Annotated in this window: 12 protein-coding genes; 11 read left to right on the plus strand and 1 reads right to left on the minus strand. The window is 75.0% G+C overall.

Features of this window, described 5'->3' with window-relative positions; translation table 11 throughout:
• The 9 genes from ABGA99_RS18430 to ABGA99_RS18470 all read left to right on the plus strand — a co-directional run.
• Nucleotides 1-715: RICIN domain-containing protein (locus ABGA99_RS18430; RefSeq protein ID WP_347583025.1), on the plus strand; the 715-nt coding region annotated here is incomplete at its 5' end.
• Between the two features lie 109 nt (nt 716-824).
• A complete protein-coding gene (locus ABGA99_RS18435; protein ID WP_347578595.1) occupies nt 825-1,706 on the plus strand; it encodes a helix-turn-helix domain-containing protein in 882 nt (293 codons plus the stop codon).
• Nucleotides 1,707-1,776: 70 nt separating this feature from the next.
• Entirely contained in the window at nt 1,777-2,472 is a 696-nt protein-coding gene (locus tag ABGA99_RS18440; RefSeq protein ID WP_347578594.1) for a Crp/Fnr family transcriptional regulator, read from the plus strand.
• An 81-nt stretch (nt 2,473-2,553) separates the two neighbouring features.
• On the plus strand, nt 2,554-3,348 hold the full coding sequence (locus tag ABGA99_RS18445; protein ID WP_347578593.1) for a hypothetical protein: 795 nt from the start codon (nt 2,554-2,556) through the stop codon (nt 3,346-3,348).
• On the plus strand, nt 3,341-5,749 hold the full coding sequence (locus ABGA99_RS18450; protein ID WP_347583026.1) for a hypothetical protein: 2,409 nt from the start codon (nt 3,341-3,343) through the stop codon (nt 5,747-5,749). Before ABGA99_RS18445 ends, ABGA99_RS18450 begins: the two co-directional genes overlap by 8 nt.
• Before the next feature lie 31 nt (nt 5,750-5,780).
• Nucleotides 5,781-6,959, plus strand: coding sequence for a hypothetical protein (locus ABGA99_RS18455; protein WP_347578591.1), 1,179 nt, complete (start codon nt 5,781-5,783; stop codon nt 6,957-6,959).
• Between the two features lie 22 nt (nt 6,960-6,981).
• The gene (locus ABGA99_RS18460; RefSeq protein WP_347578590.1) at nt 6,982-7,539 is read left to right on the plus strand and encodes a Pycsar system effector family protein; all 558 of its coding nucleotides are present in this window, start codon (nt 6,982-6,984) and stop codon (nt 7,537-7,539) included.
• A gap of 33 nt (nt 7,540-7,572) precedes the next feature.
• Nucleotides 7,573-8,061: a MarR family transcriptional regulator gene (locus ABGA99_RS18465; protein WP_347578589.1), complete on the plus strand. Its 489-nt coding sequence runs from the start codon at nt 7,573-7,575 to the stop codon at nt 8,059-8,061.
• Nucleotides 8,058-9,338 (plus strand): MFS transporter, encoded by a 1,281-nt coding sequence (locus ABGA99_RS18470; protein WP_347578588.1) that lies wholly within the window; start codon nt 8,058-8,060, stop codon nt 9,336-9,338. Before ABGA99_RS18465 ends, ABGA99_RS18470 begins: the two co-directional genes overlap by 4 nt.
• Nucleotides 9,339-9,463: 125 nt before the next feature.
• Here the strand turns inward: ABGA99_RS18470 and ABGA99_RS18475 are convergent, their stop codons facing one another.
• On the minus strand, nt 9,464-9,811 hold the full coding sequence (locus ABGA99_RS18475; protein ID WP_347578587.1) for a MerR family transcriptional regulator: 348 nt from the start codon (nt 9,809-9,811) through the stop codon (nt 9,464-9,466).
• Nucleotides 9,812-9,874: 63 nt separating this feature from the next.
• Between ABGA99_RS18475 and ABGA99_RS18480 the strand changes: the two genes are divergently transcribed.
• Nucleotides 9,875-10,621 (plus strand): SDR family oxidoreductase, encoded by a 747-nt coding sequence (locus tag ABGA99_RS18480; RefSeq protein WP_347578586.1) that lies wholly within the window; start codon nt 9,875-9,877, stop codon nt 10,619-10,621.
• 251 nt (nt 10,622-10,872) lie between these two features.
• On the plus strand, nt 10,873-11,928 hold the full coding sequence (locus ABGA99_RS18485; protein WP_347578585.1) for an LLM class flavin-dependent oxidoreductase: 1,056 nt from the start codon (nt 10,873-10,875) through the stop codon (nt 11,926-11,928).
• Nucleotides 11,929-12,055 lie beyond the last annotated feature (127 nt).

Below are 12,055 nucleotides of genomic sequence, written 5' to 3' on the forward strand. Positions count from 1 at the left end.
CCCGCCCGCACCCACCGCGACGACCGCCGCCCCGAGCCCCTCCACGGAGCGGAGCAGGTCCGGGGACGACGACGGGGACAAGGACCCGGACGACACCCCGCCCACCGCCTCCGCCGACCGCACCGAGGGGGCGGACGCCGGCAAGGACAAGGACGGAGACGGAGACGGCGACCCGGACCGCAGGCCGACCGCCTCCGGCAAGCCGCCGGCCGGCGACGACGACGCCGGACCGCCGCCGAACTGGTCGCCGCCCGCCGACGACCGCACCGCGCTGCCCGTCGCCTCCACCGGCCGGTGCATGGACATCGGCACCGCCGCGGGCGCCGAGCCGTACGAGGCGGACTGCAACGGCGCCCGCAGCCAGCAGTGGGAACTGCTCGTCTCCCTGCCGCCCGTCCAGGAGGTACGGATCCGCAACTACGCGACCGGCATGTGCCTGACCCACTCCGGCACCGACGCCGACGGCGCCCCGGTCAGCCAGCAGCCGGGCGCCTGCGAGTCGGACGCCTCCACGGCCCACTGGAAGTACTTCACCGAAGAGGACAACAAGGTCGCCTTCACCCAGCGGGACTCCTCCGGGCAGTTCCTCGGCCTCGACGACTGGCGCGCCGCCGCCGAAGGGGAGCCGCACGCCCCGGACATCGGCACGACGGCGAACTACGAGGCGACCGCGTCGCTGCGCTTCCGCTACCAGGGGCCCGCGTTCGGCTACTGACGAACAGCCGCCGAAACTTCGGTAAAGCACTGGCAAAACCGCGGGATGGCCGGGCCCGAACACCCTCTACCCCTACAGGAACCGATCACCGAGTCCGTACGGGAGTGGCATGAGCAGCGTTGCGCGGCTCGACGTCGGAAGCACCGACTGGACCCCGGGGTCCGAGCGCCGGGAGCGGTGGCGGCGACGGCCGGTGCTGACGGCGGCACAGCGGTACGCGGGCCTGAGTTGCACGGCCCTCGGCGTCCAGGACATGCCGCCGCGCGGCGTGGGCCCGCGGGTGGTGGAGCACCACGTCGCGCTGGTCCTGCTGACCGGCTCCGGCTGGTTCTCCTGGGGCGGGCGGGAGCGGATCCGCGTCGGGGCGCCGGCGCTGCTGTGGCTGCTGCCCGGCGTCCCGCACTGCTACGGGCCCGGGAAGCCCGGCTGGACGGCGGCCTACGCCGGCTTCACCGGCCCCGCCGTCGCCGCCTGCGCCCAGCGCGGCCTCGTCCCCGCCCCGGACGAGGCCGTCGTCCCCCTCGCCACGGGCGCCCCCGCGCGCCGTACGATCCGCAAGCTCGCCACCGTCTGCAACGAGACCGAGCCCACCTACGACGCCACGTCCGCCGCCGGACTCCACGAACTCCTCGCCGTCCTGCGCCGTTCCCGCACCACCCCGCCGACCCACCCCCCGGCGGTCGTCGCGGAACTCGCCCGCGCCGCCCACCTGCCGGTCTCCGTCACCGAGCACGCCCGCCGGCTGTCGCTGCCGCTGCCCGAACTGCGCGAGGAGGTCCAGTACACGGCCGGGTGCAGCCCGAAGGACTTCGTCCTGGGCACCCGGCTGAACACGGCCAAGGACCTGCTCGCCACCACGGACCTCAAGGTGGCGTCCATCGCCCGCCGCATCGGCTACGCCGACCCCGGGCACTTCACCCGGCTGTTCACACGCCGGGTGGGCATGCCGCCGGGGGCCTTCCGCGCCGGGCACACGCACGGGACGCATTGACGTGCGCCTGCCCATTCCCTAACGTGCTGTCGTTTCGGGGCGGGTTGGTCATGGGTCCAAGGCGGTCGGCTTGAGTCTCATCGAACGGGAACAGCCCCTGCTCGATGGGTTACGCCCGGACGAGCGGGCGGCGCTGCTGGCACTCGGCGTACCGCGGGGCTACGCGAGCGGCGACGTGCTCCTGCCCGAACGGGCCCCCACCTCGTACGTCGTCGCCATCCTCCGCGGCTGGACGGTGGTCTCCGTGGCGACCGAACGCGGCCACCGGCTCATCCTCGCGCTGCGTGGCGCCGGGGAGCTGGTCGGCGAGCTGGCGGCCGTCGACCGCCGGCCGCGCAGCGCCACGGTGACGGCGCTGGGAGTCGTGGACGCCGTGGTGATCCCCGGCGACCGGTTCCGCGGGTTCCTCGGCGCCAGCCCCGCGGTCAGCGCACTGGTGCTCAAGCAGCTCAGCTCCCGGCTGCGCAGCGCGGACGGCGAACGGCGCTCGCTCGCCTCGGAGAACGTGCTGCAGCGGCTGGCCGTACGCCTCCTGGAGCTGGCCCACCGCACCGGCCGCCGGCACTCCGACGGCAGCGTGACCATCGACCTGCCGCTGCCGCAGCACGACCTCGCCGCCTCCGTGGGCTCGACCCGCGAGGCCGTCGCGAAGGCCCTGCGGCTGCTGCGCGAGCAGGGCATCGTCCGTACCGCGACCAGACGGCTGGTCGTCGTCGACACCGAGCCGCTGCGGCTGCTGGCCGGGGACGGCGCCGAGGTTGTGTAAACGGCTACATACAGCGGCGTCCGCCGCGGCCATCCTGAGTACGCGGCACGGTCGCCGGAGCGTCGTCCGAGGGGGGTTGGAATGAGCGTGAACAGGGACGGGGCGGTCCACCGGCTGGTGATGAGCGCGGACATCAAGGGCTCCGGGCGCCTCGGCCACCGGGGCAAACTCCGGGCGCGCCAGGGGATGTACGAGGTCTTCGAGGCGGCCTTCGCCGCCGTGGGAGTGGGCCCCGACCAGGTGCACCTGGAGGACCGGGGCGACGGCGTGCTCGCCGCGCTGGCGCCGGAGGTGCCGCCGGGGGCGCTGGTCGGGCTCTGGCTCGAAGAGGTCCACCAGGGCGTGCGCGAGCACAACGAAGGGCTGAGCGAGCCGCTGCGCTTACGGATCGCGATGCACGGCGGACCCGTCGGCGACGACGGCAGGGGGCTGGTGGGCCGGGCGGTCGACCTGGCGTGCCGGCTGTGCGACAGCGAGCCGGCGAAGGCGATCCTGGCGGCCGACGACGACGTGCACGTGGTCTTCGTGGCGTCCGACGTCCTCTATCACTCGGTGATCGCCGAGGGCGGCAGGTTCGTGGATCCGGAGCACTACCGGCCGATTCCGGTACGGGCCAAGGAGACGGACGAGGTCGCGTGGTTCCACGTACCGCGCCGTGCCGCGCCCCCGTGGCCGGCGGCCGCACCACCGGAACAGCCTGTCCCGACCGCGGCTCCCGGGGGGCGGCCGGGGCAGGCGCCGGGGGCGAAGTACTGGATCAACGTCAACGGCCACAACCAGATCGTGGACGGCGCGGAGGTGCACGGCGACATCGTCGGGGTGCGCGTGACCCGCGAACGGGACGGCGGCGCGGAGGGGGCGGAGCGCGGTGAGTGACGCGGGCGGGGGGGGGGGGCGGGGGGGGGGGGGCCGGGGGGGGGGGGGCGGCGGGGCAGGAGGGGCCGGCGGGGCAGGAGGCAACGGCGGCGGACGTCAGGGCGGGGGCGGTGCCAGGGGCGGTGGTGCCGGCGCGGGACACGGCGGCGGGGACGGCGGTGCGTCCGGCGAAGGCCGGCTGGGCGCGGCGCACTCGGGCCCGTTCGCGGGCCGCGCGGAGGCCGGCGCCTACGACGCCGCGCAGCAGGCCCGCGCCAACTTCGTCGACGTACACGGCCGCAACGCGATCGTCGACGGCACCCGCGGCGACGTCCACCTCGGCGACCACCACCACTACACCGCCCCCCGCGCCGACCTGCCGCGCCTGGTCTCCGGCACGGTCCCGCGCGACGAGCTGCGCCGCCTCAGGCTCGTCTTCGAACACCCCCCCGGCTACGCGGAGCTGCGCGAACTCCTGGAACGGCAGCGCCTGATCGCCCTCTGCGGCGACACCGGCAGCGGCCGCGGCTACGCCGCGCTGTCGCTGCTCGACGAGGTCACCCGCGGCCAGGTCGAGCGGATGGACCCGCGCACCGAGCTGGACCGGATCGCCGACGCGGACCTGGCGGAGGGCCGCGGCTATCTGGTGAAGATCGCCGATCAGTTCCCGCTCGCCCCGCGGTGGCGCCCGCATGCGGACGACCGCGGCGACCGGGAGGACCGGGACGGCGGCTGGGTCGCCGAGCGCCCCGCCGAGTTGCACCTCGACCGGCTCTGCGCCCTCCTCGCCCGGCGCGGCGCGTACGCGATCCTCGTCGTCGGCGCCGACGCCTTCGGCGACGAGCTGCTCCGCGGGCGCTACGGCCACCTGTTCCGTACGGCGTCGGCCGAGGGCATGCTGCGCCGCCACCTCACCGCACTCCTCGGCCACGCCGAGGCCGGGGCGCTTCCGGAGGCACTCGCCCTGGCGCAGCGGCCGGACGTCACCGAGGCGCTGGGGCTCGATCCGCTGCGGCCCCACGAGGTGGAGTCGCTGGCCCGCCTGGTCGTCGCGCGGCTGCGCGGGGAGTCCACCGACGACGAACTCCTCGCCGGGCTGCGCACCTTCGCCCACTCCCAGGCCCGCGCGTGGTTCGCCACCACCGGGCGGGCCGCGCCGCGCCACCGCGACGCGGTCACGAGCGCGCTGCGGCAGGCGGCGTTCCGTACCGCGGCGGCGGTCTACAACGGCTCGCCGTACAGCGTCGCGACCACGGCCGCGGAGCAGCTCGCGTGGGAGTTCGCGCAGGCCGCGGAGCCCGGCCGGGAGCCGGGGCGGGCGCTCTTCGGCGACCACGGCCGGGCGCGGCTCGCGGCGGCCCGGGCCGAACTGTTCACCGGCGACGTCCTCTTCGCCGACGGCCGGCGGCTGGAGACCCGCAAGCTGCGGCTGCAGGGCGCGGCGCTCGCGCGGGCGGTCCTCACGCACGTGTGGGAGGAGCACCACAACGTACGCACCGCGCTGTGCCAGTGGCTCCGTACCCAGTGCGCCAACGAGCGGCCGGTGGTGTGGGTGCCGGCCGCGATCACCGCAGGCGCGCTGTGCACGCTCGACCTCGGGTACGGGATCAACGAGATCGTGGTCCCGCTGGCGTCCGGCGAGTTCGTGCAGCAGCAGATGGCCGCCGCGACGATCCTCGCCGAGGCGGCGGCGCTGAGCGAGCCGGTGCGCGTGGTGGTGCGGCAGGTCGTACGGGACTGGGCGCGCGAGGACGACGACGCGCGGGCCGGCACGGCAGCCCTGGCGCACGGCTTCGGCACCGTGGCGGGGTCCGTGTCCGCGTCCCTCGACGAGCTGGGCCGCATGGCCGACCGGCAGTACCACGGGACCGGCGGGATCGGGCTGGGCTACGGCGCGCTGAGCGCGGCCCGACTGCTCGCCGGCGCCGAACCGGAGACCGTGCTGCGGCGGCTGGGCGCCTGGATGGGCGACCGGCGCACGAGCCACCGCAACCTCGCGCTGATCGCCGTGGACGACATGGTCCTGCTGCGCGCCACCAGCCTGTGGGGCCTGGCCGACGCCCCCGCGCACCGCAGCCACGACCGCTGGCCGCTCGCCGCCACCCTCCTGGCCGGCCGTCCGCACCTCACGCGGATGCTGGGGGACCTGGTGTGGTGCGGGCTGGACACGGCCAGGTCGCGGGACGGGCTGCAGGACTCGCTCGCCGAGTGGATACGGGACGCGGACGAGGACCCGGAGCTGCTGGACGTGCTGTGCGGATTCCTGCCGCACACCCTGTACAGCGAGGACGACGCCGCGCGGCTGCACAACCTCGTACGCCGCCTGGAGCGCGACCCCGACGAACCCGTGGCGCCCGCCACCGTACGCAGGCTGCGCGAAGCGACTGCCGGGCCGCGGGCCATGACCGTACGAACGGACTGATCCGGCCCGCCGGACGAGACGAGGAATGCAGATGACCATCCCGCCCCCGCCTGTCCCCGCCCCGCCCCGGGCGCCCGGTCCGCCGCCGATGCCCGCCGCACCGGGACCGGCGCCCGCGCCGCCCCCGCCGGGTCGGCTGACCGGGCTGACCCCGGCCGCGCCCCAGGCGAAGGCCCATCCCGACCGGCCTGCCGCCGCCCAGCAGTTGGCCGGGCCCTTCCTGCGCGAGTACCGGCCGGAGTGGCCGTACAGGCACCCCAGCGCCCAGGTCGTGACCGTGCTCTACTACCGCGGCCGGCCGACGCGGACGGTGCACCCCGAGGGCGGGGTGCGGTTCCTGCTGCGCTGGTGGTTCCCCCGCCCGTACACCGCCTTCGAGCTGCAACTCGGCTGGCACACCGTGTCGTTCACGGCCGAGCTGCCGGCGGAGGAGAACGGCCGGACCTTCCCCGCTGAGGTGGACGTGCGGTGGCAGGTCAGCGACCCGCAGCTCGTGGCGCGGTCGCAGGTCACCGATGTCGCCGCGCTGCTCGTACCGGAACTGGAGCAGCGGCTGCGCGACGTCTCGCGCGGCTACTCCATCAACAGCGCGGAGGAGGTCCGCGACGCCGTGCGGGCGGAGCTGCGGACGCAGCCACTGGGCAGCCATTTCGGCCTGGACCTCGACGTGTTCGTCACCATCTCGGTCGACCGGCTGATCCAGGACCACGGCAAGAGCATGGGGCAGGTGCTGCACCAGACGGACCTGGAACGGCTCAAGCACGGGCTGCGCGGCCTCAGGGACGACAACAAGCGCGAGCTGATCCGCAAGTGGGCCGCCGACTTCCAGGAGGCGGTGGCGAGCGGGGACCACGCGCTGATGGCGCAGATGATGGCGCGCAACCCGAAGGACCTGGCGGAGATCCGGCAGATGTTCCGCAAGGAGCAGCGCAAGGAGCGCCAGGACGGCATGGAGCTGATGTCCCGGCTGATCGAAGGCGGGCTCCTCGAACGCTGGGAGCTGGGCGACCAGGCCATGGTGGTGGTCGAGTTCCTGCGGTCCGGCACGCGGCACGTCACGTCGGACTCGCTGCCGCAGTTGACGGGCGGGGGTACGGGGACGGGGCCCACCCTGTTCTGGCAGGCGGCGGCGGGCGACGACGGCGGAGAGGCTGCGGGGGCGCCCGGGGGGACCGAGGCGGCGACCGGGACGACCGAGTCGGCCGACTGACAGACGAGACGGGAGGCGGAGGATGCCGGCTCCGGACATACCACCGCCCGCCGCGGCGGGCCGCGGCGCCGCGGCGGGCCCGGTCCCGCCGCCGGACTCCCCAGCCGCCTCGCCGCTGTCCGAGCCGGGCCCCCGCTACGTCGCCGAGCGGCTGCTCACCACGCTCCGCGAGGAGATCGCGCGGGCCGACACGAAGGCGGCGGTCCTGCTGTCCAGCAGCGTGGCGCTGCCCACGCTCGCGGTCCCGGCCACGCGCGCGGGCGTCGGCTCGGGCCCGGCCGGGGTGGCCGGGGTGCTGCTGTGGCTGGCGGGGATCGCGATGCTGGCCGTCGTCACCCTGCCCCGTACGCGGCCGGGCCCCCGGCGCGCCGGCCCGTCGCCGACCGCGCTGCACCGCGGCACCGGGCGGGACGACACGGAGGCGGCGGTGCTCGCGGCGGGGCGGGACCCGGGGCGCTGGCTGCTGGAGCAGTCGTACGACCTCGGGGCGATCCTGGCCGTCAAGTACCGCTGGATGCGCTGGGCGGTGGGGTGTCTGGTGGCGGGCGGCGTGACCGTGACCGTGACGGCGCTGCTCTGACGAAGATTCTCACAGCGCTGTTATATTAGCGCTGTGACATCTTCGGATCCCACCAAGCTGCCCGACCCCTGGCACTCCCTGCACACCCTGCTCGCCGGCCTCGACGCCGAGATCGAGCAGGTCTACGCCGACCGCGGCATCGAGGGCGTACGGCCGCGCTTCGCCTACCCCCTGATCCGGCTCGCCCACACCGGACCGCTGACCATCCGCGAGCTGGCGGAGTCCCTGCACCGCTCGCACTCCGCCGTGAGCCAGACCATCGCCGCCATGCGCAAGGAGGACCTGGTCACCTCCGAGCCGGGGCCCGACGCCCGCACCCGGCGGATCGAGCTGACCGAGCGCGGCCGGTCGCTCGTGCCGTTCCTGGAGGCGGAGTGGCGCGCGACGCACGCGGCGATCGCCGAGCTGAACGGCGAACTGCCGTACGCGATGCCCGCGGTGGTCGAGGACGTACGGGCGGCGCTGGACGACCGGTCGATGCGCGAGCGCATCGAGGACCACCTCGTCGAGCCACCCCGATGAGCCGGCGTGTCCGCTTCCTCGACACCCGCCCGCTGCGCAGCAGTCCCCCGTACCGCGCCCTGTGGATAGGCACGTCGGCCTCCCAACTCGGCGCCCAGATCACCCTCGTGGCCGTACTCGCCCAGGTCTGGGACCTGACGGGCAGCCCTGTCGGCACCGGCGCCATCGGCCTGGCCACCGGCGTGCCGATGATCCTCTTCGGCCTCCTCGGCGGCACCCTGGCGGACACCGTGGACCGCCGCACGCTCGTACGGGCCACGACGGCGGGCCAGTTGCTGGCGGCGGGCGCTCTGTGCGTCCAGGCGCTGGCGGACAACAGGAACGTCGTCCTCCTGCTCGCCCTGGTCGCCCTCAGCACCGCCTTCGCCGCCCTCGGCGCCCCCGCCCGGCGCACCTTCCCGGTCCGGCTGCTGCCGGCCGACCAGGTCGCGGCGGGCCTGGCGCTGAACAACGTCTCCTTCCAGTTCGCGATGCTCGCGGGACCGGCGGCGGCCGGGCTGATCATCGCCCGCTGGGACCTCCCCGCCGCGTACGCCACCCAGGCCGCGGCGGTCGCCGTCGCGATGGCCGCCGTCTTCCGCCTCCCCCCGATGCGGCCCGAAGGCGTCCGGGCGAAGGACGGCAGACGCCGGGCGGAACGCGGCGGCTGGCGCATCGTCCTGCGCCGCCACACGCTGTGGGGCTCGCTGGCCACCGACCTGTCCGCCACGCTCCTCGCCATGCCCATCGCGCTCTTCCCCCTCGTCAACGAGGTCCGCTTCGACGGCAACCCGCAAACCCTCGGCCTCTTCCTCTCCGCCGTCGCGGTCGGCGGCATCACGGCGGGACTGCTCTCCGGCACGGTCACCCGCTGGCGCCGCGGGGGCCTGGTCCAACTGACCGCGGCCGCCGTCTGGGGCCTGGCCCTCGCCTGCTTCGGCCTGGCCGGCCCGCTCTGGCCGGCCCTCGCCTGCCTCGCGGTGGCGGGCGCCGCCGACACGATCTCGGTCGTCACCCGCAGCGCACTGGTCCAGCTCGAAACCCCCGACGCCTACCGCGGCCGGGTCTCCTCGGTGGAGCACGTCATCGGCGTGGCCGGACCCGAACTCGGCAACTTCCGCGGCGGTCTCGTCGCCTCCGCCACCTCGGCCACGGTCTCCCTGGTCACGGGCGGCCTCGCCGCGGTGGCGGCGATAGCGGCGATAGCCGCGGCCAACGCCCCCCTCCGCGCCTACCGCACCCCGGCGGCGGACCGGCAGCCCGCCGTGGCGAAGGAAACCGCCCAGCCGGCCTCGTGACCACCCCGCTCAGCCGGCGGCGGCGCAGCAGGCGCGGGCGGCGGTCCACGGGGTGGCCACGCACCTGGCCGGCACCCCGGTCGACGCACACGGAACGCGGTGCCGGGGGGCGGTCCTGAGCGTGTTCAGGCGCGGCGATCGGCAGCAGCGGCGACGATCTCGTCGAGGCGGGCGAGGGCGGCGGTGTACTCGTCTATCTGCTGCCTGATGCGGGCCCGTTCGGCGTCGAGCATGGCGCGCTGCTCGCCGGTCGTGGTGCCGGTGTCGATGCAGGGGAGCAGTTCGGCGATGCGGCGGCTGGGCAGGCCGGCCGCGTAGAGCTGCTGGAAGAAGCGGACCCGGTCGACGGCGTCGTCGGCGTACTCGCGCTGACCGCCGGGGCTGCGGGTGGGCGTGAGCAGACCCTGCTCCTCGTAGTAGCGCAGCGCCCGGACGCTCACTCCGGAACGCCGGGCGACCTCTCCGATCCGCATGGGCGCCCCCTCCTCGTCGCAGGACTTGCACCTGACGTCAGCGGTAGGTCTTAGCGTACCGGCATGACCACACCGCACACCCATCCCGCCCCCGGCCTCCGCCTCAAGGGCGCGGTCGCCCTGGTGACCGGCGCCAACCGGGGCCTCGGCCGCCTCTTCGCCCAGCAGCTCCTGGAGCGCGGCGCCTCCCGCGTGTACGCAACGGCCAGACGCCCGGAGTCGGTCGACCTCCCCGGCGTCGTACCGCTGCGGCTGGACGTCACGGACCCCGGCCAGGCAGCGGCCGCGGCCGAGGCGGCGGGCGACGTGACGCTCCTGGTGAACAACGCGGGCGTCAGCCACTGGACCGACCTCGTCACCGGGGACCTGCCCGCCGTCCGCGCGGAGATGGAGACGAACTTCTGGGGCACCCTCAACGTCGTACGCGCCTTCGCCCCGGCCCTGGCGGCCAACGGAGGCGGGGCGATCCTCAACGTCCTGTCCGCCCAGTCCTGGTTCGCCTACCCGGGCACGAACGGCTACCACGCCTCCAAGGCCGCCCAGTGGGCCCTGACCAACGCCGTCCGCATGGAACTGGCCCCCCGGCACACCCTGGTCACGGCCCTCCACCTGGGCGCGGTGGACACCGGCTTCAGCGCCGCCTACACCGGCCCCAAGGGCGCCCCGGCCCCGGTCGCCCGCGCCGGCCTGGACGGCATCGAGGCGGGCGAGGCCGAGGTCCTGGCCGACGCCTGGAGCACCCACGTCAAGAAGTCCCTGGCCGAGGACCCCCGCCACCTCTACGCAGAGATCCGAGCCGGCATCGTCTGACCGAACCGGCGGGCCCGCCGTCATCGAGAATCGAGGCACGCCGAGTCCGCCGCTCCGGCTCGGGGCCCTGCAGCCTCCCCCGAACCGGGCATGCGCACCACGCACGTCATGCTGAACGCACTGAGCACCGCCGTGATCCTGCACGTCGTGGTCTGGAAACGGTGGCCCGTCAACACCCCCGTACAGGTGCCGGGAGCCGCGCCCGCGGGTAGGAGCCTGACCGACCGGATCCCTCGCGGCGTGGAGGTCGGATGCGTGCAGGTGTCGTGGTCGCCGCGCGACCCGGGGTGGAGGATCTCGCCGTGCGGGCCGAGGATTCGGGCCTCGACAGCTTCTGGGTCTACGACACCCCGATGGTCCACGGGGATCCCTTCGTCGCCTTGAGCCTCTGTGCGAAGGCCACCCGCCGCATCAGGCTCGGGATCGGTGTGACCTCACCGGCGCTGCGTTCGGCCCCGGCCGCGGCGAGCGCGTTCGCCGGCCTCAACGCCCTGGCACCGGGCCGGATCATCTGCGGGGTGGGCACCGGGAACACCGCCCGCCGCACGCTGGGCATGGGGCCCACCAGGGCGGCGGAGCTGGAGGAGTTCGTCGCGGCGCTGCAGGACCTGTGCGCCGGGCGCTCGACCGCGTACCGCGAAGGCGACCAGGTCCGCGACATCCGGTTCCTGCACGCAGGGGGTCACGTGAACACCACGGACCCGATCGAGTTCGTCGTGGCCGCGCTCCACGGCCCCAAAGCGGCCGCCGTCGCCGGCCGCCGCGGCGCCGGCCTCATCTCCGTCGGCCTGCTCGACACCGCCGCCTGGCAGGCACTGCGAGAGGCCCGCCGGTCCGCCGCCGACGACGCGTCCCTCGACCCCGGCTCCTGCGGGGACTGCTACCTGGTCACCGCGCTCCACCTGCTCGACGAGGACGAGGACCCGCACGGCGACGCGGCCCGGGACGCGACCGGCCACCTCGTCATGTCGCTGCTGGACTTCGCCGCCGACACACCGGCCGTCGCCGCGCAACTCGGCCCCGCCGAGCGCGAGGCGGTGCGCCGGCTCCTGGACCGCCGCGGCACCACCGCCACCGCACCGGACCGGTACACCAGGCTCTACCCCAACTACATGGACCGCATCGCACCCCGGGACCGGGACCTGATCCTGCCCGCACTGACGAACACCCTGGCCCTGGTAGGCACCCGCGACGCCCTCCGCACCCGCCTCGCCACCCTGGAACAGGCGGGCATCGACGAACTCGTCATCCAACCGGTGATCGACCCACCCACCGAGATGGCCCGGCTCGCCCGGCTCCTCACCTGAGCCGCCGATGAGGCCGCCCCCGGGTCCGGAACCCCCAAGGCGTCCGGTCTCCCCGTGGCCTCCCATCGCCGTCAGCTGCGCGATCCCAGGACCGCCCGGTGGAGCGTGGGCGCCATTCCTGGCTGAG

This window comes from Streptomyces sp. B5E4 (assembly GCF_039871555.1).
Taxonomy (GTDB): domain Bacteria; phylum Actinomycetota; class Actinomycetes; order Streptomycetales; family Streptomycetaceae; genus Streptomyces.